The sequence below is a fragment of the Cellulomonas sp. IC4_254 genome (assembly GCF_011603975.1).
Classification (GTDB): domain Bacteria; phylum Actinomycetota; class Actinomycetes; order Actinomycetales; family Cellulomonadaceae; genus Cellulomonas.
On sequence record NZ_JAANNB010000041.1, the window covers coordinates 1 to 22,984 of the forward strand.

Annotated in this window: 18 protein-coding genes; 12 read left to right on the forward strand and 6 right to left on the reverse strand. The window is 74.5% G+C overall.

The features are described 5' to 3' along the window. The 6 genes from G6556_RS06385 to G6556_RS06410 form a co-directional block, all read left to right on the forward strand. The coding region (locus G6556_RS06385; protein WP_240933851.1) for an alpha/beta hydrolase at nucleotides 1-814 on the forward strand (814 nt) is incomplete at its 5' end. A 205-nt stretch (nucleotides 815-1,019) separates the two neighbouring features. Further along, nucleotides 1,020-3,284, forward strand: a complete 2,265-nt coding sequence (locus G6556_RS06390; RefSeq protein ID WP_166939592.1) for a bifunctional diguanylate cyclase/phosphodiesterase — start codon at nucleotides 1,020-1,022, stop codon at nucleotides 3,282-3,284. A 180-nt stretch (nucleotides 3,285-3,464) separates the two neighbouring features. Further along, complete coding sequence (locus tag G6556_RS06395) at nucleotides 3,465-4,094, forward strand: response regulator (RefSeq protein ID WP_346774758.1); 630 nt, start codon at nucleotides 3,465-3,467, stop codon at nucleotides 4,092-4,094. A 303-nt stretch (nucleotides 4,095-4,397) separates the two neighbouring features. Next, nucleotides 4,398-5,663 (forward strand): ABC transporter substrate-binding protein, encoded by a 1,266-nt coding sequence (locus tag G6556_RS06400; protein WP_166939596.1) that lies wholly within the window; start codon nucleotides 4,398-4,400, stop codon nucleotides 5,661-5,663. Nucleotides 5,664-5,805: 142 nt separating this feature from the next. Beyond that, nucleotides 5,806-6,183, forward strand: coding sequence for a VOC family protein (locus tag G6556_RS06405; RefSeq protein ID WP_166939598.1), 378 nt, complete (start codon nucleotides 5,806-5,808; stop codon nucleotides 6,181-6,183). Nucleotides 6,184-6,238: 55 nt separating this feature from the next. Continuing rightward, nucleotides 6,239-6,592, forward strand: a complete 354-nt coding sequence (locus G6556_RS06410) for a DUF2277 domain-containing protein (RefSeq protein WP_166939599.1) — start codon at nucleotides 6,239-6,241, stop codon at nucleotides 6,590-6,592. 133 nt (nucleotides 6,593-6,725) lie between these two features. Here the strand turns inward: G6556_RS06410 and G6556_RS06415 are convergent, their stop codons facing one another. The 4 genes from G6556_RS06415 to G6556_RS20170 are packed head-to-tail and all read right to left on the reverse strand — an operon-like array spanning nucleotide 6,726 to nucleotide 10,970. Next, a complete protein-coding gene (locus G6556_RS06415; RefSeq protein WP_166939601.1) occupies nucleotides 6,726-7,601 on the reverse strand; it encodes an ABC transporter ATP-binding protein in 876 nt (291 codons plus the stop codon). Further along, nucleotides 7,598-8,602, reverse strand: a complete 1,005-nt coding sequence (locus G6556_RS06420; protein ID WP_166939603.1) for an ABC transporter ATP-binding protein — start codon at nucleotides 8,600-8,602, stop codon at nucleotides 7,598-7,600. Before G6556_RS06420 ends, G6556_RS06415 begins: the two co-directional genes overlap by 4 nt. Further along, nucleotides 8,592-9,578, reverse strand: a complete 987-nt coding sequence (locus tag G6556_RS06425; RefSeq protein ID WP_166939605.1) for a branched-chain amino acid ABC transporter permease — start codon at nucleotides 9,576-9,578, stop codon at nucleotides 8,592-8,594. The genes G6556_RS06420 and G6556_RS06425 overlap by 11 nt, the downstream gene beginning before the upstream one ends. 9 nt (nucleotides 9,579-9,587) lie before the next feature. Then, the gene (locus tag G6556_RS20170) at nucleotides 9,588-10,970 is read right to left on the reverse strand and encodes a branched-chain amino acid ABC transporter permease (RefSeq protein ID WP_346774755.1); all 1,383 of its coding nucleotides are present in this window, start codon (nucleotides 10,968-10,970) and stop codon (nucleotides 9,588-9,590) included. Between the two features lie 461 nt (nucleotides 10,971-11,431). On the opposite strand from G6556_RS20170, the gene G6556_RS06435 reads away from it, so the two are divergent. Beyond that, nucleotides 11,432-12,115 carry a GNAT family N-acetyltransferase gene (locus tag G6556_RS06435; protein ID WP_346774756.1) on the forward strand — a complete coding sequence of 228 codons (684 nt, stop codon included), beginning with the start codon at nucleotides 11,432-11,434 and terminating at the stop codon, nucleotides 12,113-12,115. Here G6556_RS06435 and G6556_RS06440 read toward each other — a convergent pair. After that, nucleotides 12,028-12,390, reverse strand: a complete 363-nt coding sequence (locus G6556_RS06440) for a PaaI family thioesterase (RefSeq protein WP_240933860.1) — start codon at nucleotides 12,388-12,390, stop codon at nucleotides 12,028-12,030. The two genes, G6556_RS06435 and G6556_RS06440, sit on opposite strands and share 88 nt — an antisense overlap. Nucleotides 12,391-12,466: 76 nt before the next feature. Here G6556_RS06440 and polA point away from each other — a divergent pair, with 76 nt between their 5' ends. Beyond that, entirely contained in the window at nucleotides 12,467-15,169 is a 2,703-nt protein-coding gene (polA, locus tag G6556_RS06445) for a DNA polymerase I (RefSeq protein ID WP_166939612.1), read from the forward strand. A gap of 90 nt (nucleotides 15,170-15,259) precedes the next feature. Here polA and G6556_RS06450 read toward each other — a convergent pair whose 3' ends face one another. Next, nucleotides 15,260-16,132, reverse strand: a complete 873-nt coding sequence (locus G6556_RS06450; protein WP_346774757.1) for a class I SAM-dependent methyltransferase — start codon at nucleotides 16,130-16,132, stop codon at nucleotides 15,260-15,262. 128 nt (nucleotides 16,133-16,260) lie between these two features. On the opposite strand from G6556_RS06450, the gene G6556_RS06455 reads away from it, so the two are divergent. From G6556_RS06455 to G6556_RS06470, 4 genes are all read left to right on the forward strand, one after another. Next, a complete protein-coding gene (locus tag G6556_RS06455; protein WP_166939614.1) occupies nucleotides 16,261-17,286 on the forward strand; it encodes an ATP-dependent 6-phosphofructokinase in 1,026 nt (341 codons plus the stop codon). A 161-nt stretch (nucleotides 17,287-17,447) separates the two neighbouring features. Next, nucleotides 17,448-18,947: a 30S ribosomal protein S1 gene (gene rpsA / locus G6556_RS06460; RefSeq protein ID WP_147793684.1), complete on the forward strand. Its 1,500-nt coding sequence runs from the start codon at nucleotides 17,448-17,450 to the stop codon at nucleotides 18,945-18,947. Nucleotides 18,948-19,155: 208 nt separating this feature from the next. Then, nucleotides 19,156-21,066 carry an ABC transporter ATP-binding protein gene (locus G6556_RS06465; protein ID WP_166939619.1) on the forward strand — a complete coding sequence of 637 codons (1,911 nt, stop codon included), beginning with the start codon at nucleotides 19,156-19,158 and terminating at the stop codon, nucleotides 21,064-21,066. Then, the gene (locus tag G6556_RS06470; protein WP_166939616.1) at nucleotides 21,063-22,892 is read left to right on the forward strand and encodes an ABC transporter ATP-binding protein; all 1,830 of its coding nucleotides are present in this window, start codon (nucleotides 21,063-21,065) and stop codon (nucleotides 22,890-22,892) included. Before G6556_RS06465 ends, G6556_RS06470 begins: the two co-directional genes overlap by 4 nt. Nucleotides 22,893-22,984 lie beyond the last annotated feature (92 nt).

Sequence of the window (22,984 nt, forward strand, 5' to 3'; positions counted from 1 at the left end):
ACCGGGGGTGGCGGGGGTGGGGCGCACGACAGGCGAGGTCGCGGTGCACCACGTCGCGCACGGCACCGGCCGGACCGTCGTCGTCCTGCACGGCGCGGGGGTGGACCACCGGGAGCCCGAGGCCTGCTTCGAGCCGGCGCTCGCGGCGGCGGGCGGCCTGCGGCGGGTGTACCCGGACCTGCCCGGTCACGGCCGCACCCCCGCACCACCGGTGCTGCGGTCCGAGGACGACGTCGTCGACGTGCTGACCGGGTTCGTCGAGGCGGTGGCCCGGGAGGCGGGCGGCGAACCCGTGCTGCTCGTCGGGCACTCCGCGGGCGCGCACGACGCACGGGGGGTGGCCGCCCGGCGGCCGGACCTCGTCGCCGGGCTGGCGCTGGTGTGCCCGCTGGTCGCCGGCGGGCACGACGTCCCCGCGCACGAGCCGGTCGTCCGGGACGACGCCCTGGGCGGCGCGGACTTCCGCGGGTACTTCGTGGTGCAGACCCCGGCGATGCTCGACCGGTACCGGCGGTTCGTCGAGCCGGGCGCGGCGCTCGCGGACGAGGCGGCGAACGCGCGCATCGGCGAGCGGTGGGAGATCACCGGCCTGGACGACCCCGCTGCCTCGCCGTACGCCGGCCCGGTGCTCGTGGTCGCCGGCCGCCGGGACTCGGTCGTGGGCTACGCGGGCGCGGTCGGGCTGCTGGAGCGGTACCCGCGGGCGACGCTGGCGGTCGTCGACGGGACGGGCCACGCGCTGCCGCACGAGCGGCCGGCGCTGCTCGGCGCGCTGCTGACCGACTGGGTGGACGGCGTCCGCGCCGACGCCTGACCCCGGCGGCCGGCGGACCGATCACCCGTTCCACCAGCCGATTCACCCGCTCCCGGGTCGCCGGGGCCGCGGGACGGGGCGCATGCTCGACGTGCATCGAGCGAACGGTGCGTCCCCGGGCGGTCGACGACGGTGGCCCGGGACGGTGGTGCGACGCCGCCGGGGGCGCGCGGTCGTCGCGAGGGCCCGTCACCAGGAAGCCCCCATGACCCCCATCCCACCCGACCGCGCCCCGCAGCGCCGGACGCGCTCCGCGGCCCTGCTTGCCACGGCCGCCGCGCTGGGCTCGGTCGCGCTCGTGCTCCGGGGTCCCGCGTCGGTCGCGCTCGTGGTCGTCACGGCGGCGGCCGCCGCGCTCGCCGGCGGGATGCTCGGCGGGTCCGCGCGGCACCGGGACGGCGACCACGTCACGTGGCGCTGGGCGGGCGTGGCCGCCTGGGCGCTCGCCGCGGGTCTCGCGACCGAGGCCGTCGTGGCGCTCGCGGGCGGCCCGCGCGGCGCGGCCTTCACGTCGGGCACCGTGCTGACCGCCGCGGCGCTGTACCACGGGCTGGTGCACTGGAACCGGATCCGCACGGCGCTCTCGGACCCCGGGGACTGGCTGAACGGCGTGAGCGCGGCGGCGGCGGTCCTGGCGATCGGGAACCTGCTCGTCGGTGACGCGCCCGGCAGCGCCCCGTGGTGGGCGGCCCAGCTCGGCCTCGTCCGGCTCGCGGGGCTGCTGGTCGCCCTGGGCACCGCCGGCACCGTCCTGGCCATCGCCGGCCTGCGCCGCGACCGGCGGGCGTGGGCGCTGGCGGCCGGGCTCGTGCTGGTGTCGGCCGTCGAGCTGGTGGCGCTCGTCCGCGGGGCCGGCCCGGCGCCCAACGCGGTCGTCGTCGTCGCGTGGACGGGCCTCGTGCTGCTCCTGGCGGTGCTCCGGGTCGGCCGGGCGCGCGCGCTGCCGCCGCGGGAGGCCGCGTCCCAGGACACCACGCTCGGCGCGGTCGTCGTGATGGCCGCGGGCGTGCTGATCCTGGTCGTCGAGGCGCTGCTGCCGGGGGACCAGCCGGTGTCGTCGGTGTTCGGCGCGGTCGCCGCGGTGGGCGGCGGGGCGCGGGTGCTGCGGCTCGTGCGCGACCTCGCGCAGCTCGCCACGGTGCGGCAGGAGGCCCGGACCGACCCGCTGACGGGGGTGGCGAACCGGCGCGCCCTGGTCGAGCACGTGCGCGCGGTCGCGGCGGGTCCGCGCGGCGCCCTCCTGGTGATCGACCTGGACCGGTTCAAGGAGGTCAACGACCGGTTCGGGCACGCGGTGGGCGACGGCGTCATCCGGGCGGCCGCCGCGCGCCTGGACGGGACGGTCGGCGGTCGTGGGCTCGTGGCGCGACTGGGGGGCGACGAGTTCGCGGTCGCGCTCGCGGACGCCGACGCGGACGCCGCCGTGGGGCTCGGGCGCGAGCTGCGGCGCGAGCTCACCCGGCCGATCGGCGTCGAGGGCCGGGTCGTCCGTCTCGAGGCGAGCGTCGGCGTCGCGACGACCGCCGTCGGCGCCCGCGACGCGGCGGGGCTGCTGCGGTGCGCGGACGCGGCGATGTACGGCGCCAAGGCGGCCGGCGGCGGGGTGCGGCTGTACGACCGCGAGTCCGACGCCCGGGCACGCGACGAGCGCGAGCGGGTCGACGCGCTGCGCCGCGCGCTCGAGGCCGACGGGCACCCGCGGGACGGGCGGATCACCGCGCACTTCCAGCCGCAGGTGGACGCCGCCGACGGCGCCGTGGTCGGCGCCGAGGCGCTCGTGCGGTGGGAGCACCCCGAGCACGGGGTGCTGCCGCCCTCCGCGTTCCTGGGGCTGGCCGAGGAGCACGGCCTCATGGGCCGGCTCACCTGGCACGTCCTCGACCAGGCCACGCGGGCCGCGGCGGGCTGGTCGGACGAGGGGCGCGCCGTGCGCGTCGCGGTGAACCTGTCCACCTCCTGCCTCGGCGAGCCCGGCCTCCTCGGGGTGGTCGACGACGCGCTCGCCCGGTCGGGGCTCGCACCGGGTGCGCTGGTGCTCGAGATCACCGAGACCACGCTGATGGACGACCCGGACCGCGCGGTCGAGGTGACGCACCGGCTGGCGAACCGCGGCATCGGCCTGAGCATCGACGACTACGGCACCGGCTACTCGTCCCTCGCGTACCTCACCGACCTCCCGGCGGAGGAGCTGAAGCTGGACCGCTCGTTCACCGCCCGGGCGCTCGCCGACCCGCGGACCCGGGCGATCGTCGCGGGCACCGTGGAGCTCGCGCACCACCTGGGCCTGCGCCTCGTCGCGGAGGGCGTCGAGGACCCGGAGACCGAGTCGCTGCTGCGCGAGCTCGGCTGCGACCGCGTGCAGGGCTACCTGCACGGGCGACCCATGCCGGCGGACGCGTTCGCGCGGTGGCTGCGCGCACGACCGGCGCAGGCCGCGGGGGCGCGGCCGGTGGTGGAGGGCGTCGCGTGACGGGCGCCGGGCCCGCCCGCGCGGCCCCGGCATTCGCTACCGACCGGTCGGCGTGCGCAGGTTCACAGGCCCGGGGACGCGCCCGGACCGCCCGAGGTCCTAGAATCTCTCCTCGTGAGCACCCAGGACGCGACGCCGAGCGGCGACCCCCAGGCCGCCGAACCCACCCTCGACCTCGACATCCCGCAGTCCCGTGCGGCCGAGCAGGCGCCCGAGGCGTCCGCCAAGCCCGCCCGGCGCGCGGTCGTGGCGGAGGACGAGGCCCTGATCCGGATGGACGTCGTCGAGACGCTCCGCGAGGCGGGCTTCGACGTCGTCGGCGAGGCGGGTGACGGCGAGCAGGCCGTGGCCCTCGCGACGGAGCTCAAGCCGGACGTCGTCGTCATGGACGTCAAGATGCCGGTGCTCGACGGCATCTCCGCGGCCGAGCGGATCGCGAAGGCGCACCTCGCGCCCGTCGTGCTGCTGACCGCGTTCTCGCAGACCGAGCTGGTCGAGCGCGCCCGCGACGCCGGCGCGATGGCGTACGTCGTCAAGCCGTTCAGCCCGGCCGACCTGCTGCCGGCGGTGGAGATCGCGATCTCCCGCTACGCGCAGATCACCGCGCTCGAGTCCGAGGTCGCCGACCTCGCGGAGCGGTTCGAGACCCGCAAGCGCGTCGACCGCGCCAAGGGCCTGCTCATGACGAAGATGGGCCTGACGGAGCCGGAGTCGTTCCGCTGGATCCAGAAGACCTCCATGGACCGTCGCCTCACCATGCGCGAGGTCGCGGACGCCGTCATCGACCAGGTCGGCGGCGCCGCCTCCTGAGCCCCGCGTCCTGAGTCTCCTCGAGGCCCGGCCCACCGCACGGTGGGCCGGGCCTCGTGCTGTCGGAGCACCCTGTCGTGTCCACGATGTGATCCACGCCACACACCGGCGGCGTGTCGTGCCACGATCCGCGTCTTCCCGCGGGAAGGTCACGAATCGGCACCGATCATCCGGTGTGACATGCACGACACGCGGCGGACACACAGGGCGCATACCTTCACGGCCACACACCGCCGGTGGCACCACCCCCGGCATCCGGCCGGGGCTCCCGGCAGGCAGTACTCACCGACAGGAGTACCACGCATGATTCGTACGACACATGCCGTCCAGGCGGCAGCCCTCGCCGGCGCCGTCGCGCTCGTGCTGACCGCGTGCAGCAGCGGCGACGACGGCGGGTCGGGCGGCGACGAGACGGCGAGCGGCGACGCCGGCCCGCTGATCATCGGCACCCTGCTGCCCCAGACCGGCACGCTGGCGTACCTCGGCCCGCCGGAGATCGCGGGTGTCGACCTGGCGGTCCAGGAGATCAACGACGCCGGCGGCGTCCTGGGCTCGGACGTCGAGGTCATCCACGCCGACTCGTCCGACGCCGACCACGCCGAGGTCGCGACCCAGTCGGTGACGGACCTCATCTCGCAGGACGTCCAGGTCATCGTCGGCGCGGCGTCCTCGTCCGTCACGCTCAACGTCGTCGACGACATCACGGGCGCCGAGATCGTCCAGATCTCGCCGGCGAACACCGCGACCTCGCTGTCGGGCTACTCCGACTTCTACTTCCGCACCGCGCCGCCGGACACCGTGCAGGGCGCCGCGCTCGGCAACCTCATCACCGGCGACGGCCACGCGAACATCGGCATCCTGGTGTTCAACGACGACTACGGCACCTCGCTGCGCGACGTCGTGAAGTCCACCGTCGAGGACGCGGGCGCCACCGTCGTCTACGGCAACGAGGGCGAGGAGTTCGACCCGGCCGCGAGCAGCTTCGCGACCGACGTCACCGCGCTCATGGCGACCAGCCCCGACGCCGTCGTGGTCCTCGCCTTCGAGCAGACCAAGCAGATCATCCCGGAGCTCGTCGCCGCCGGCGTCGACCCGTCGACGATCTACATGGTCGACGGCAACACGGCCGACTACTCCGCGGACTTCGACGCCGGCACCCTCGAGGGCGCGCAGGGCACCATCCCCGGCGCCTTCCCGAGCGACGACTTCCAGGCCCGCCTCAAGGAGGTCGACCCGTCGCTGACGGACTACGCCTACGGCCCCGAGTCGTACGACGCGACCATCCTGGCCGCCCTCGCGGCGACCAAGGGCGGCGCGACCGACGGCGCCACCATCCAGGCCAACATGGCCGCGGTGTCGGGTGCCGACGGCGGTGAGGAGTGCACCTCGTTCGCCGACTGCGTCGAGCTGATCGACTCCGGCGAGGACATCCAGTACGTCGGCCAGGCCGGCGTCGGCCCGTTCAACGAGGACAACGACCCGTCGTCCGCGTTCATCGGCGTGTACAAGTACGGCGCCGACAACAAGAACGTCTGGGTGAAGGCGGTCGAGGGCTCCGTCGGCGAGTGACGACGGCAGCCCGAGCCCCCGGCCAGAGCAGGGGACCGGCCTGAAGGGCGCACGAGGGCCCGGGACGCGTGCGGCGTCCCGGGCCCTCGGTCGTCCCCGGCGGACGAGGGCGGTGTCGGCGGCCGGGCGTAGCGTCCGGGGCATGGACTACCGACTGGAGCTCGTGCAGGTGCCCGTCTCCGACGTGGACCGGGCCAAGGACTTCTACACGCAGCGCGCCGGCTTCGTGCTCGACCACGACCACGAGGTCGGCGGCGGCATCCGGTTCGTGCAGCTCACGCCACCCGGCTCGGGGGCGTCCATCGCGATCGGGACCGGGCTGACGACGATGCCGCCCGGGTCCGTCGAGGGGCTGCAGCTCGTCGTCGCGGACATCGAGACCGCGCGCGAGGAGCTCACCGGCCGCGGCCTGGAGGTGGGGGAGGTGCAGGACTTCCCGTGGGGGCGGTTCCTGTTCTTCGCCGACCCCGACGGCAACCGGTGGGCCGTGCAGCAGATCGTGTACCCCTCGGCCGGCTGAGGTCGGCGGCCCGGGGGGCTTCCCGGGAGGCGGGGGCCGACCTACCGTGGGCGGCATGTGCCGGAACATCACCACGCTGCGGGGCCTCGAGCCCGCCGCGACCGACGAGGAGATCGTGGCCGCGGCCCGTCAGTTCGTCCGCAAGGTCACCGGCGTGCAGTCGGTGAGCGCCGCGACGGCCGAGCCGCTGGACCGCGCGGTCGACGAGATCGCCGCGATCGTGACGCGGCTGCTCGACGAGCTGCCCGAGCGGCGCCGGCCGCCGGCCACGGTGCCGCCGCTGCGCCGCCCGGAGGTGCGGGCGCGCCTGGGCATGCCCCCGTTCGACGGCGAGGGCGAGCACGACCACGCGCACCCGCACGACCACGACCACGACCACCCGCACGAGCACGCGCACGCCCACGCCTGACGGGTCGAGCCGCGCCGAGTGAGCACGAAACACGTCGAGTGCCTATCCGACGGATAGGCACTCGACGTGTTCCATGCACGCTCGCGGACGGTCGACACCGGGCCCGGGTCGGCGGGGTCGACCGTCCGCCGGGTCACCCCGCGGGCGGCGCCGGGGGAGCCGGTGGCGCCGGCGGAGCAGGCGGCGCGGCGGGCGCCGCGGTCGGGCGGTCCGCCGCGGCGGCCTCCACGTCCGTCGCCAGGGTGCCGAGGTACAGCTCGATCACCTTGGGGTCGTTCATGAGCGCGCGCCCGGGGCCGGAGTAGGCGTTCGACCCCTGGTCCAGCACGTACGCCCGGTCGCAGATCTGCAGGCACCGGCGGGCGTTCTGCTCGACGATGACGATCGACACCCCGGCCTTGTTGATCTTCCGGGTCCGCAGGAACGTCTCGTCCTGCCGGACCGGGGACAGGCCCGCGGACGGCTCGTCGAGCAGCAGCACCGACGGGTCCATCATGAGCGCGCGGGCCATGGCGACCATCTGCCGCTCGCCGCCGGACAGCGACCCGGCGCGCTGCTTGCGCCGCTCGCCCAGCACCGGGAACAGGTCGACGATGAACTCGAACCGCTCGTTGAACCGCTTCGGGGCCTGGAACAGCCCCATCTCGAGGTTCTCCTGGATGGACAGCGACGGGAACACGTTGTTCGTCTGCGGGACGAACCCGACGCCGCGCCGCACCAGCGAGTCGGCCCGGTGGTTGGTGATCTCCTCGCCCTTCAGCACCACGGAGCCGGACCGGATGGTCACGAGCCCGAACAGCGCCTTGAGCAGCGTCGACTTCCCGGCGCCGTTCGGCCCGATGATGCCGACGAGCTCGCCGGGGTGCACGACCAGGTTGCAGTCGTTGAGGATGTTCACTCCCGGCACGTAGCCGGCCACCAGGTCGGTCGCCGCGAGCAGCGGCTCCCCGGCGGGGGCGCCGCGGTGGACGGTCGAGGGGTCGGACCCCTGCACGGCGGTGCTGCTCATCGCGGGCCCTCCTCGGTGGTCGCGGCGGCCGCGGCCGCCGCCTGGTTCGCCTGCTCCTCGGCCTCGAGCTGCTCGATGCTGCCGTCGTCGAGCAGCGCGTCGTCGCCCAGGTCGGTGTCGTGGTGCGCGCCGAGGTAGGCGTCGATGACGGCCTGGTCCGCCATGACGTCCTCGGGCGGCCCCTCGGCGACGATCTTCCCCTCGGCCATCACGACCACCCAGTCCGAGATGTGCCGGACCATGTGCATGTCGTGCTCGACGAACAGCACCGTGGTGCCCTCCTCGCGCAGGGCCTGGATGTGGCCGAGCAGCGACTGGGTGAGCGCGGGGTTCACGCCGGCCATCGGCTCGTCGAGCATGACCATCGTGGGCTTCGACATCAGCGCGCGCGCCATCTCGAGCAGCTTGCGCTGACCGCCGGACAGCGACCCGGCGTAGTCGTCGCGCTTGGCGTCCAGCTTGAACCGGACCAGCAGCTCCTCGGCCTGCTCGGTGATCTCCTGCTCCCGCGCCTTCCACAGCGGCGGGACCAGGGCCGTGAACAGGTTCTCCCCGGGCTGCCTCGTGGCGCCGAGCCGCATGTTCTCGATGACGGTCATGCGGGACAGCGCCTTGGTCAGCTGGAAGGTGCGGACCATGCCGGACCGGGCGACGCGGGCCGCGGAGACCCCGGACAGCGACCGGCCCTCGAAGGACCACGTGCCCGTGGACGGCTTGTCGAACCCGGTGAGCAGGTTGAACAGCGTGGTCTTGCCGGCGCCGTTCGGGCCGATGAGCGCCGTGATGGCGCCGCGCTGCACCTCGAGGTGCCCGACGTCGACGGCGGTCATGCCGCCGAAGTGCCGGGTGACCTGGTCGGCGACGACGATCGCGTCGGGCTTGGGCACGCCGGGCGTGTGCGCGACGTGCGCGAGGTCGGCGGTGACGCGGTCCCGGCCGGACGCGGTCGTGGCGTGCGGCACGGCGGCGGGGACGTGGCCCCGGGGGAGGTCAGCGGACATCGATCGCCAGCTCCTTCTTGTCGCCGAGGATGCCTTGTGGCCGGAAGATCACCAGGAGCATCAGCGTGACGCCGACGATGATCCAGCCGAACTGCTCGATCTGCTCGGTCCGCATGACCGACTCCGGCACCCCGGCGCGCATCACCGACTTGATCAGCATGAGCGACACCCAGAAGATGATCGACCCCAGCACGGGTCCGAACACGGTCGCGGCGCCGCCGAGCAGCAGGATCGTCCAGATGAAGAACGTCATCGGGCGGCCCATCGAGTCGGGCTGCACGGCGCGCGGCAGGACGTAGATGATGCCCGCGACCGCGCCGATCACGCCGCCGAGCACCAGCGCCTGCATCTTGTAGGAGTAGACGTTCTTGCCGAGCGAGCGCACGGCGTCCTCGTCCTCCCGGATGCCCTTGAGCACCCGGCCCCAGGGGCTGCGGATGAGCAGCCAGATCAGCAGGCAGGCGAGGGCGACGACGGCCCAGCCGACGATCCGGACCCACCAGGAGTTGGAGGCGTTCATCGAGTACTCGAACGGCCCCAGCGCGAACGTCCCGTCGGGGAACGGCGAGGCGTCCTGGAACGTGTCCTTGTAGGAGTTGCCGCGCAGGCCGGACGAGGCGCCGGTCAGCTCGGTGAGCGCGGTCGACCGGCCGACGAGCCGGACGATCTCCGCGGCCGCGATCGTGACGATCGCCAGGTAGTCGCCGCGGAGCTTGAGCGTGGGGATGCCGAGCAGCAGGCCGAACGCGGCGGCGCAGGCGATCGCGACCAGCACCGCGGCCCACAGGGGCCAGCCGGCGATGGTGGAGATCGCGAACCCGTAGGCGCCGAGCAGCATGAACCCGGCCTGACCCATGTTCAGCAGGCCGGTGAGCCCGAAGTGCACGTTGAGGCCGATGGCGGCGAGCGCGTAGGCGGCGGTGGTCGGGGCGAAGATCTCGCCCGCGACGTTGACGAGGATGCGGGACCAGTCCATGTCGGCTCCTTAACCGATCCGCTCGGCGCGGCCGAGGATGCCCTGGGGGCGCAGCAGCAGGACGAGGATGAGGATGAGCAGGGCGCCGGCGTAGCGCATGTCGCTCGGGATGACGAGGTTCGACATCTCGACGACCAGGCCGATGACGATGGACCCGGCGAGCGCGCCGAACGCCTGCCCGAGCCCGCCGAGCGTGACCGCGGCGAACATCAGCAGCAGGAGCGCGCCGCCCATGTTCCACGAGGTCGCGTTGAGGTAGAGGCCCATGAGCACGCCGCCGAGCGCGGCCAGCGCCGCGCCGAGCACCCACACGAGCCGGACGACGCGCTCGACGGTGATGCCGGAGGCGGCGGCCAGCGCCGGGTTGTCCGACACGGCGCGGGTGGCGCGGCCGACCCGGGTGCCGAGCAGGAAGTACGCGACGCCCGCCAGCACGACCGCCGCGATGAGCAGCGACCACAGCGAGGTGGCGCTGATCCGCACCGGCCCGAGCGTGACCATCGTCGGCGTGGTGGTGACGATGCGCAGCGCGCCGCCGCCGAAGAAGAACTGGTACGTGTACTGCAGCGCCATCGACAGGCCGATCGTCACGATCATCTGCTGCGTGGTGCCCACCCGGCGCTTGCGCAGCGGGTGCCAGATCCCGGCGTCCTGCAGCCACCCGGACGCGGCGCCGACGACGACGGCGACCACGCCGGCCACGAGCAGCGGCAGCCCGAAGGACTGCACCGCGAGGTACGCGACGATCGCGCCCAGGGTGACCTGCTCGCCGTGCGCGAAGTTCGACAGCCCGGTCGTGCCGTAGATCAGCGACAGGCCGACCGACGCCAGGGCGAGCAGCACGCCGAACACGAGGCCGCTGCTGGCCTGCTGGGCGAGCCGGCCCCAGGAGAACGAGCCGGTGTCCGAGCTGCCCACGGGGGCGCCGACCTCGCCGGCGCTGTCCGCCGGTGCGGTGCTCTCCGGGTCGGGCGCGGCGTCGGGGTCCTCGTCGGACCCGCCGCCGGCGTCCGCCGGTGCGCCCAGCGGGAACAGCGCCCCGGTGGACGACCCGAGGGCGACCGTGACGGTGCGCGGGTTCTGGGCGGGGTCCCGCAGGCTCTCGCCGGCGGGCAGCGTGGTCTCGTCGAGGGTGACGGTGTACTCGCCGGCCTCGGTGACGGCGGCGGTCCAGCGGCCCTCGGCGTCCGTGGTGGCCTGCGTGCTCCCGCCCGGACCCTCGACGTCGAGGACGACGCCGACCGCGGGTTGCTGGTCCGCCGTGCGGATGGTGCCGTTGATGCAGCCGGTGGCGGCGTCGGCGACGCACCCGGCCACCGCCGCGCGGGCGGTGCCCGGCACGGCGAGGAGGAAGAGAACTGCGAGGAGGAGCACGCCGAGGGCGGCGGGCACCCCGGCGGTGGAACGGTCCCTGGTCGCGACTCGGCGCACCTGGTCCTCCGTCCGGTCGTGGTCGACGGGGTCGACCTGTCGGCAGCGGGCTCGCGGAGGGTCAGGAGGCCGCGAGTGGGTTGGCGTGACAGTAGGGATGCTGCGTTTCCGGCCGATTACAGGCACGTTTGAGACGCACGTCACGTCGGCGCGCCGTGCGGCGTGTCCGATTCGTCCGCAGGTGGCGCGACGGAGCGGCCGCCCGGACGGAGCAGCGTTCACCCCAAGGAGTGAGACGCGCCACGGCCGGGCGCGGTGACCTGCGTCTCCGTCCGCGGGGCCGGGGCGGGCGCCCGGACGCGACTAGGCAGACGCCCTGGTCGTGCGCCATGATCGGTCGATGCCGCGGGGGGCGCAGCACGATCGCGGGGACACCGGTGTCGCCGTGCCGTCCGAGTAGGAGTCCAGGAGGTCGTCGTACCGTGCGTTCGCCCGTCGCCGTCCGACCCGCCCGCCCCGAGGACCTGGACGTCCTCGTCGCCCTCAGCCTCGCGGCCCGCTCCGAGTCGCTCGTCGGCGCGCAGCTGTGCACCGACGACGCCGACCGCCTGCGGCACCAGATCGGCGCCCTGGTCGCCGAGCCCGGCGCCCTCGGCCTGGTCGGCACGCTGGACGACGAGCTGTGCGGGCTGGTGCTCGCCCGGATCGTGGGCCCGAGCCTGTTCACCGACGAGGTGACGGTCTCGATCGAGGCGGTCTACGTGGCGGAGGGCGCCCGGCGCCGCGGCGTGGGGCACGCGCTGCTCGGCGGCGTGGTCGAGGAGGCGCGGCGCGTCGGCGCGACCGACGTCCTCGCGGTGCCGCTGCCCGGCGCCCGCGGCATGCACCGGTTCCTCGCGCGCCTCGGGTTCGCCCCGGCGGCCGCGCACCGCGTGGTCAGCACCGAGGTGCTGCAGCGCAAGCTCTCCGCGGACGCGCCGCAGCCCGGCCGTCGCCCCGCCCGCTCGGGCCTGGACGACCTGATCGCCCGCCGGCGGCGCGCCCGCGCCGGCCGCGCCGCGACGGTGACCGAGGCCGCTCAGGCGGGCCGGGCGTCGATCAGCATGCAGGTGAGCCGGGCGGAGCAGACCCGCCGGCCGCGCGGGTCCGAGACCACCACGTCGTAGGTCGCGACGCGGCCGCCCAGGTGGACGGCCGTCGCGGTGCCCGTCACGACGCCGTCGGTCGCCGACCGGTGGTGCGTGCAGCTGAGCTCGATCCCGACCGCGCGCCGGTCCGGGCCCGCGTGCGCGTTCGCGGCGTAGGAGCCGAGCGTCTCCGCCAGCACCGCGGACGCGCCGCCGTGCAGCAGCCCGTACGGCTGCACGTTCCCGGCGACGGGCATGGTGCCGACCGCGCGCTCGGCGGACACCTCCTGGATCTCGATGCCCATGCGCTCCATGAGCGTGCCCGGGGGGATCAGGGAGCCGAGGGGCGCGTCGGCGGGGACGGCCGCGGGCGGCAGGTCGGTGTCAGCCATGCCCGATAGGTTGGCACCCGTGACTGACGCGACGCGACTCCTCCTTGTCGACGGCCACTCGATGGCCTACCGGGCGTTCTTCGCCCTCCCGGTCGACAAGTTCGCCACCTCCACCGGCCAGCCCACCAACGCGGTGTTCGGGTTCGTGTCGATGCTCGCCAACCTGCTGCGGGACGAGGCGCCGACGCACGTCGCGGTCGCGTTCGACGCCGGGCGGACCACGTTCCGCACCGAGCAGTACGAGGAGTACAAGGCCAACCGCTCCGCCTCCCCGGACGCGTTCCGCGGCCAGGTCGAGGTCATCAAGCAGGTCCTCACGACCATGCACATCCCGACGCTCGACAAGCCGGGCTTCGAGGCCGACGACATCCTCGCGACCCTCGCCCGCCAGGGCGCCGCCGAGGGCATGGACGTGCTGATCTGCTCCGGCGACCGCGACTCCCTCCAGCTCGTCACGGACCGGGTGACCGTGCTGTACCCGGTCAAGGGCGTCTCCGAGCTCGCGCGGATGACCCCGGAGGCGGTCGAGGCCAAGTACGCCGTGCCGCCGGCGCGGTACCCCGACATCGCCGCGCTGGTCGGCGAGTCCTCCGACAACCTGCCCGGCGTCCCCGGCGTCGGCCCCAAGACGGCGGCCAAGTGGATCGCCACCTACGACGGCCTGCAGGGCATCGTCGCGAACGTCGACAAGATCACCGGCAAGGCGGGGGAGTCGCTGCGGGCGAACCTCGACCAGGTGCTGCTGAACCGCCAGCTCAACCGGCTGCTGGACGACCTGGAGCTGCCGCTCGGGCCGGAGGACCTGGTCGCGCGCCCCTGGGACCGCGAGGCGCTGCACACCATCCTCGACGAGCTCGAGTTCCGCACGCTGCGCGACCGGCTGTTCGCGATGCTCCCGGGCGAGGACGACGGCGCGGGCGAGGTGGCCGGACCCGCGGAGGGCCCGGTCGTCGTGACGCCCGTCGACGGCGGCCTGGCGGCCTGGCTGGAGCGGCACGCCGGCGCGCGCACCGCCGTGGACGTCCAGGGCTCGGCCTCCCCGGCGGGCGGCGACGCCTGGGGGATCGCGCTGGTCGTCGGCGGGGAGGCCGTGGCCTACGACCTCGCGCAGATCGCCCCGGCCGACGAGGCGGCGCTGGCCGCGTGGCTCGCCGACCCGGCGCAGCCCAAGGCGCTGCACGCCGCCAAGGAGGCGTGGCACGCGCTCGCCGGCCGCGGCCTGACCCTCGCGGGGGTGGAGTTCGACACCGAGCTCGGGGCCTACCTGCTGCAGCCCGACCGCCGCGGCTACGACCTGTCCGACCTCGCGATCGGCTACCTCCGCCGCGAGCTCGGCGCGGTGGCGGACGAGGCCGGCCAGGGCGCGCTCGACCTCGACCTGGAGGGCTCCTCGGAGGGCACCCGCGGTGCCGTCCGCGCGGCCGCGGTGCTGGACCTGGTCGACGTCCTGGGCGGCCAGCTCGTCGACCGCGGCGCCGACCACCTGCTGCGCGACGTCGAGCTGCCCCTCGAGGGCGTGCTGGAGCGGATGGAGCACGTCGGCATCGCCGCGGACGCCGGTTACCTGTCCGCGCTGGAGAAGGAGTACGACACCGCCGTGCAGCGCGCCGCGGGGGAGGCGTACGACGCGATCGGGCGGGAGGTGAACCTCGGCTCGCCGAAGCAGCTCCAGGAGGTGCTGTTCGACCAGCTCGACATGCCGAAGACCAAGCGCACCAAGACCGGCTACACCACGGACGCCAACGCGCTGGCCGACCTGTTCGCCCGCACCGGGCACCCGTTCCTCGAGCACCTGCTCGCGCACCGCGACGCCATCCGGCTGCGCCAGACCGTCGAGGGCCTGCTGCGCTCGGTGGCGCCGGACGGCCGGATCCACACGACGTTCCAGCAGACGATCGCGGCGACCGGGCGGCTGTCGTCGACGGACCCGAACCTGCAGAACATCCCGATCCGCACCGAGGCGGGCCGGCAGATCCGCCGGGCGTTCGTCGTCGGCCAGGGCTACGAGACCCTGCTGACCGCCGACTACTCGCAGATCGAGATGCGGATCATGGCGCACCTGTCCGGCGACGAGGGCCTCATCGAGGCGTTCACCGCGGGGGAGGACCTGCACTCCTACGTCGGCTCGCGGGTGTTCGGCGTGCCGACCGACGAGGTCAGCAGCGCCCAGCGGTCCAAGATCAAGGCGATGTCCTACGGCCTGGCGTACGGCCTGTCTTCGTACGGGCTGTCGCAGCAGCTGAAGATCGAGGTGTCCGAGGCCGCCGCGCTCATGCAGGACTACTTCCACCGGTTCGGCGGCGTGCGGGACTACCTGACGGGCGTGGCCGACGAGGCCCGCGCGACCGGGTACACCGCGACCATCCTCGGCCGCCGGCGGTACCTGCCCGACCTCACCAGCGACAACCGGGTGCGGCGCGAGGCGGCGGAGCGGATGGCGCTCAACGCCCCGATCCAGGGCTCGGCGGCCGACATCATCAAGCTGGCGATGCTGGGCGTGCAGCGCGAGCTCGACGCCCAGGGGCTCGGCAGCCGGCTGCTGCTCCAGGTGCACGACGAGCTCGTGCTCGAGGTCGCCCCCGGGGAGCGCGAGGCGGTGGAGGCCCTGGTGCGCGCCCAGATGGGCGCGGCGTACGACCTCTCGGTGCCGCTGGACGTCTCGGTCGGCGTCGGCGACAGCTGGCACGCCGCCGGGCACTGACCCCCGACCGCCGGGTTCGGCAGTCGGCATCCGAGTTCGGCACCCCGAGGTGCCGAACTCGGTACCGGAGTGCCGAACTCGGCGGCAGCGCTACGCCGGGCGGTGCGCCACGAAGATCGCGGTGCCCGGCAGGTGCCGCCCGCGCAGCGGACTCCAGCCGCCCCACGTGCGGTCGTTGTCCTCCGGCCACGTCGGCTCGACGATCGCGTCCAGCACCAGGCCGGCGCCCACCAGGTCCGCGACGTGATCGCCGATCGTCCGGTGGTACTCGGCGTACAGCACCCGCCCTCGGTCGTCCCGCTCCACGTAGGGCCGGCGGTCGAAGTAGGACCGGTCGGCGGTGAGCCCGCGCTCGCCCGGGTCGTCCGGGAAGGCCCAGCGCACCGGGTGCGTCACCGAGCACACCCAGCGCCCGCCGGGCCGCAGCACGCGCGCCGCCTCGGTGTGCACCCGCCCGGCGTCCGGCACGAACGGGATCGCGCCGTAGGCGGTGAACACCACGTCGAACGACGCGTCCGGGAACGGCAGCGCCCGCGCGTCGGCCTGCACCAGCGGCACCGTCGCCGCCCGCCCGGCCACCGGGCCCGCCTCGCGCGCCGGGTCGCGCGCCAGCCGGCGGTCCAGCTCCCGGGCCGCCGCGAGCATCCCGCCGGACACGTCGGTCGCAACCGCCCGCGCGCCGCGGGCCGCCAGCCAGCGGGAGCACTGCGCCGCGCCCGCGCCCACCTCGAGCACCCGGCGTCCCGCGACGTCGCCCAGCAGCCCCGCCTCGGACTCGCGCAGGCCCTCCGGGCACCACAGGAAGTCGTCGTCGCCGAGGAACGCGCCGTGCTCGTCCAGGTAGTCGCCCGCGTTCGCGTCCCACCAGCGCCGCCCGGCGCCCTCGGCCGCGGCGGCGGGCACGTCGAGGTAGCCGGCGGCGGCGAGCCGGTCGGTGGCGAGGTCGTCGGTGCTGTCGGTCACCCGCACGACGGTAGCCGGACGAATCGCCCGGGACCTCCGGCTCACGGGCGGGCCCGTCGGGCACGGATAGCCTGGTCACGCCGCGCGAGGGCGCCGCGGCCACCCCACCTCGAGAAGGAGACCCCAGCGTGCGTGTCGGACTGCTCACCGGCGGGGGCGACGTCCCCGGTCTGAACGCGGCCATCCGGGCCGTCGTCAAGCGCGGGGAGGGGGAGTACGGCCACTCGATCATCGGGTTCCGCAACGGGTGGCGCGGCGTCGTGGACGGCGACATCGTCCCGCTCAGCCGCAACCACATCCGCAACGTGCTGCCGGTCGGCGGCACCCTGCTCGGCACCGCCCGGTTCCACCCGCACGCGTCCGACGGCGGCCTGGACGCGGTGCTCGCCACGCTCGAGGCCGAGCGGATCGAGGCGCTCATCTGCATCGGCGGCGACGGCACGCTGCACGCGGCCTCGAAGGTCGCCGAGGCGGGCGTGAAGATCGTCGCGATCCCCAAGACGATCGACAACGACGTGTGGGGCACCGACCGGTCCATCGGCTTCGACACCGCGGTGGAGATCGCGACCGAGGCGATCGACCGGGTGCACACGACGGCCGAGTCGCACAACCGCGTGATGATCGTCGAGGTCATGGGTCGCAGCGCCGGCTGGATCGCCGTGACCGCGGGCATCGCCGGCGGCGCCGAGGTCGTACTGGCGCCCGAGGAGCCGTTCGACATCGACAAGGTCATCAAGTTCCTCAAGCACCGGCACCGCGCGCACGCGAACTTCTCGATCGTCGTCGTCGCGGAGGGCGCCGTGCCCGCCGAGGGCACCTCGATGTCCTACGAGGCGCCGGTCGGCCAGTTCGGCGAGATCGTCGCCGGCGCGATCACCGCGCGGGTCAAGGCGGAGATCGAGCAGCGCACCGGGTTCGACACCCGGGTCACGGTGCTCGGCCACGTGCAGCGCGGCGGCAGCCCGGTGCCGGCGGACCGGATCCTCGGCAGCCGGTTCGGCGTGGCGGCGATCGACGCGATCAGCCAGGGCCGGACGGACGTGATGACGGCGCTGCGCGGCGACGAGGTCGTGCTCGTCCCGCTGCAGGAGATCGCGGGCAAGGTCAAGCGGGTCCCCACCGAGCTGCTCCAGGTGGTCCGCGCGCTGGCCTGACCGGCCGGGGCGGAGCCGCCCGGGGAGCCGTCACCGGGCCCCCGGGCGGCTTTGACCCGCTGTCGTCGGGACCGGTAAGGTGTTCGCCGGTGTGGCGTGCCGTCTGGCGCCCGCCGAACCCGTTCCCACTACTTCATGTCCGCATCGGAGCCCATCCCTACATGAGCATCTCCACCCCCGCCAAGCCCGGCACCCCGCAGGTCGCGGTCAACGACATCGGCTCGGCCGAGGACTTCCTCGCCGCTGTCGACGCCACGATCAAGTACTTCAACGACGGCGACATCGTCGAGGGCACCATCGTCAAGGTCGACCGCGACGAGGTCCTGCTCGACATCGGTTACAAGACCGAGGGCGTCATCCCGTCCCGCGAGCTCTCCATCAAGCACGACGTGGACCCGGGCGAGGTCGTCAAGGTCGGTGACGAGGTCGAGGCCCTCGTCCTCCAGAAGGAGGACAAGGAGGGTCGTCTGATCCTGTCCAAGAAGCGCGCCCAGTACGAGCGCGCCTGGGGCACGATCGAGAAGATCAAGGAGGAGGACGGCGTCGTCACCGGCACCGTCATCGAGGTGGTCAAGGGTGGCCTCATCCTCGACATCGGCCTCCGCGGCTTCCTCCCCGCCTCCCTCGTGGAGATGCGTCGGGTCCGCGACCTCCAGCCGTACGTCGGCAAGGAGATCGAGGCGAAGATCATCGAGCTCGACAAGAACCGCAACAACGTGGTCCTGTCCCGCCGCGCGTGGCTCGAGCAGACCCAGTCCGAGGTCCGCTCCACCTTCCTGCAGACCCTGCAGAAGGGCCAGGTGCGCCCGGGTGTCGTGTCCTCGATCGTCAACTTCGGTGCGTTCGTCGACCTGGGCGGCGTGGACGGCCTCGTGCACGTCTCCGAGCTGTCCTGGAAGCACATCGACCACCCCTCCGAGGTCGTCGAGGTCGGCCAGGAGGTCACGGTCGAGGTCCTGGACGTCGACTTCGACCGCGAGCGGGTCTCCCTGTCGCTGAAGGCGACGCAGGAGGACCCGTGGCAGGCCTTCGCCCGGACGCACGCCATCGGCCAGGTCGTCCCCGGCAAGGTCACCAAGCTCGTCCCGTTCGGTGCGTTCGTGCGCGTCGAGGACGGCATCGAGGGCCTGGTGCACATCTCGGAGCTGGCCGTGCGCCACGTCGAGATCCCGGAGCAGGTCGTCCAGGTCGGCGACGACGTGTTCGTCAAGGTCATCGACATCGACCTGGAGCGCCGCCGCATCTCGCTGTCGCTCAAGCAGGCGAACGAGGGCTTCGACCCGACCTCCGAGGACTTCGACCCCGCGCTGTACGGCATGGCGGCCGAGTACGACGAGGAGGGGAACTACAAGTACCCCGAGGGCTTCGACCCGACCACCAACGAGTGGCTCGAGGGCTACGAGTCCCAGCGCGAGACCTGGGAGGCGCAGTACGCCCAGGCCCACGAGCGCTGGGAGGCGCACCGCAAGCAGGTCCTGGACGCCGTCCAGGCCGACGCGGAGGCCGCGGCGGGTGGCGGCGACGCCGGCTCCTCGTCGTCCAGCTCCTCCTCGAGCTCGTCGTCCTCCTCGTACTCCTCGGCCCCGGCCCAGGAGGCGACCGGCACGCTCGCGTCGGACGAGGCCCTGGCCGCGCTCCGCGAGAAGCTCACCGGCAACTGAGCCGACCGCCGGGCGTCCAGCCCGGCCACCGGTCCGACGGGCCGGCCACCTCCGGGTGGCCGGCCCGTCGGCGTTCCCGGGGCCGTCTCACCAGGTGCGTCCGCGCCGTCTCACCTGTGGGTGGCCCGTGAGAGGATCGACGGCACCGCCCACCCCCGCAGTGAAAGGCCGTGCTGTGCCCGCGCGCTCCACCACGCCCCGTCCGGCGATGCTCACCGGGTCGGTGCTGCGGCGCTCCCTGCTGCTGCTGGGCCGCGGCATCGCCTCCCAGCCGCGCACGTACGTGCTGGCCATCGGCACCTCGGCGGCCTACGGCGCGCTGACCGTCGCGGTCAGCCGGGTGCTCGGCTGGGCCACCGACTCCGTGGTCGTCCCCGCGCTCGGGGGCGATCCCGACGCGCGCGGCCGGATCTGGGTCGCGGGCGGCGTGCTCGCCCTGGTCGCGGTCTCGCTGGCCGCGGCGGTCGCCGGCCGGCGGATCTTCGCCGGCATGGGCGTCGCGGACCAGCAGGCGATGCACCGCCGCGCGGTGACCCGGCAGTACCTGCGGCTGCCGATGACGTGGCACCGCGCGCACCCCACCGGGCAGCTGCTGTCGAACGCGTCGGCCGACGTCGAGGCCGCGACGGGCGTGTTCAACCCGCTGCCGTTCGCGCTGGGCGTCGTCGTGATGATCGGCGTCGCCGCGGTGGCGCTGTTCAGCACCGACGTGTGGCTGGCCGTCGCCGCGATGGTGGTGCTCCCGGCGGCCGTGGTCGCGAACCTGGTCTTCCAGCGCCGGATGTCCCCGGCCGCGACCCGCGCGCAGCAGCTGCGCGCCGAGGTCGCCGACATCGCGCACGAGAGCTTCGAGGCCGCGCTGCTGGTCAAGTCGCTCGGCACCGAGGAGCGCGAGGAGCGCCGGTTCGCCGAGCGCGCCGGGCAGCTCCGGGACGCGAACGTCCGCGTGGGCGTCGTCCGGGCGTACTTCGACCCGGTCATCGACATGCTGCCGAACCTCGGCACGCTGCTCGTGCTGCTGGTCGGCGTCTGGCGGGTGCAGGCCGGCGCGGTCGGCACCGGCGACATCGTCTCCGCGGCGTACCTGCTCACGCTGATGGCGGTGCCGGTGCGCGCGTTCGGCTGGGTGCTCGGCGAGCTGCCGCGCGGCCTGGTCGGGCACGAGCGCGTGGCCCGCGTGGTGGACGCCGAGGGCGAGCTCGTCGCGGGCGCCCGGCCGCTGGCCCGGGGCGCGGGCGGCGGCGCGGCGCTGCGGATGTCCGGCGTCGGCGTCGAGGTCCCCGGCCCCGAGGGCCCGGTCCCGCTGCTCGGCGGGGTCGACCTGGACGTGGCGCCCGGCCGGGTGGTCGCGGTGGTCGGCCCGACCGGCGCCGGCAAGACGACCCTCGTGTCGCTCGTGCCCCGGCTGACCGACCCCAGCACCGGCACCGTCGAGGTCGACGGCACCGACGTGCGGGACCTGGTCCCGGGCGACCTCACCGACCAGGTGGTGCTGGTCGGGCAGCAGACGTTCGTGTTCGAGGACACCGTGCGCGGCAACGTGACGCTGCGCGACCCCGACGACCCGGACGCGCCGTCCGACGACGAGGTGTGGGCCGCGCTGCGGCTCGCCCGGGTCGACGGCGTCGTGCGCGACCTGCCCGGCGGGCTCGACGCCCGGCTGGGGGAGCGCGGCTCCAACCTGTCCGGCGGGCAGCGGCAGCGGCTCGCGATCGCGCGCGCCCTGGTGCGCCGGCCCCGGCTGCTGGTCCTGGACGACGCCACCTCCGCGGTCGACCCGCGCGTGGAGCAGGACATCCTCACCGGGCTGCGGGCGCACGCCGGCGGCGACGCGAGCGGCCCGACGGTGCTGCTGGTCGCCTACCGGATGTCGTCGGTGCTGCTCGCCGACGAGGTGGTGCACCTGGCCGGCGGGCGCGTGGTCGACCACGGCACGCACGCCGAGCTGCTGGCCCGGGACCCCGGGTACGCGGAGCTCGCGACCGCCTACGAGCAGGAGTCCGAGCGTCGGGCGGCGCGCCGGGCCGAGGCGCTGGACGCGGAGGCGGCCGCGCCCGACGAGCGCGCGGACCTGGCCGACCAGGACGCGGACGAGCTGGACGTGGAGGGGGCCCGATGAGCGCCGAGCAGCAGTCCGACGAGCAGGCGGGCCTGGGCGGCACGCACCGCGGGGTCCTGGGCACGCTGCGCCGCGGCGTCGAGGTCTCGCCGCAGCTGGTGCAGGGCATCGGGGTCACGTTCCTGCTCGCGACGCTCGCCGCGGCGGGCAAGGTCGTCGTCCCGATCGCGGTCCAGCAGGTGATGGACACCGGCATCCTCGCCGAGGGCGGCCCGGACGTGCGCCGCGTCGTCACCCTGGTGCTCGCCGCCACGCTCGCGCTGGTCGCCGGCGGCCTGTGCTCCGCGCTGGTCAACGTCCGGCTGTTCCGCGCGAGCGAGGCGGGTCTGGCCCAGCTCCGGGTGCGCGCGTTCCGGCACGTGCACGACCTGTCGGTGCTGACCCAGAACACCGAGCGGCGCGGGTCGCTGGTCTCCCGCGTGACCTCCGACGTCGACACCATCTCGATGTTCGTGCAGTGGGGCGGCATCATGCTGCTCGTCTCCACGCTCCAGGTGCTGGTCGCGACCGTGCTCATGGCGGTCTACTCCTGGCAGCTGACCATCCTCGTCTGGCTGTGCTTCGGGCCGCTGGTGCTCGCGCTCCGCCCGCTCCAGCGCCGGGTGAACGTCGCCTACACGACCGTGCGCGAGCGGGTCGGCGCCATGCTCGGCGCCGTGTCCGAGGCCGTCGTCGGCGCGGAGACCATCCGCGCGTACGGCGTGCAGCGCCGGGTGCAGCGGACCGTCGACGAGCGGATCGGCGCGACGCGGGACGCCATGGTGCGCGCGCAGAACACCGTGTCGCTGGTGTTCTCCTCCGGCGTGCTGGTCGCGAACCTGGTGCTGGCCGTCGTGGTCGTCGCGGGCACGGCGCTCGGCGTCGCGGGCGACCTCAGCGTCGGCCGCCTGCTCGCGTTCCTGTTCCTCGTGCAGCTGTTCACCGGCCCGGTGCAGCAGGCCACCGAGGTGCTCAACGAGCTGCAGAACGCGGTCGCCGGCTGGCGCCGGGTGCTCGGCATCATCGACACGCCCGTGCAGGTGGCCGACCCCGGCCCGCGCGGCGTGCCGTCCCCGCGCGGCCCGGCCGCGGTCGAGCTGCGGGGCGTGGGCTTCGCCTACCCCGACGGCCCGCCGGTGCTGCACGAGGTCGACCTGCACCTGCCGGCCGGCCGCTCCGTCGCGGTCGTCGGGGCGACCGGCTCGGGCAAGACCACGATCGCCAAGCTCGTGACCCGGCTGATGGACCCGACGCGCGGCGCGGTGCTGCTCGACGGCACCGACCTGCGCAGCGTGCGCACCGAGGACCTCCGCCGGCGGGTCGTCATGGTCCCGCAGGAGGGCTTCCTGTTCGACGCCACGCTCGCGGAGAACCTGGTCTACGGCCTGCGCGACGGCGACGACCACGCCGCCCCGACCACGGCAGAGGCGGAGCCCCGGCTGCGCGCGGCGCTGGCGGAGCTCGGGCTGACCGACTGGGTCGCCGAGCTGCCGTCCGGCCTGCACACGCCGGTCGGCCAGCGCGGCGAGGCGCTGTCGGCGGGGGAGCGGCAGCTGGTCGCGCTCACCCGGGCGTACCTCGCGGACGCGGACCTGCTCGTGCTGGACGAGGCGACCTCGGCCGTCGACCCGGCCACCGAGGTGCGGATCGCCCGCGCGCTGGACTCGCTCACCACGGGCCGCAGCACGGTGACCATCGCGCACCGGCTGTCGACCGCGGAGGCCGCGGACCTCGTCGTGGTGGTCGACGCCGGGCACGTGGTCGAGTACGGGCCGCACGAGGACCTCGTGGCGGACGACGGCGTGTACGCGGCGATGCACCGGGCCTGGGTGGCGCAGACGCGCTGACCCCGGTCGTCCCCGTCGCCGGGGCCCGGCAGCCGGCGGTCCGCGCGGCGGTCGCGACACGGCCCGGGGCCCCGCGCCGTGGGAGGATCGGG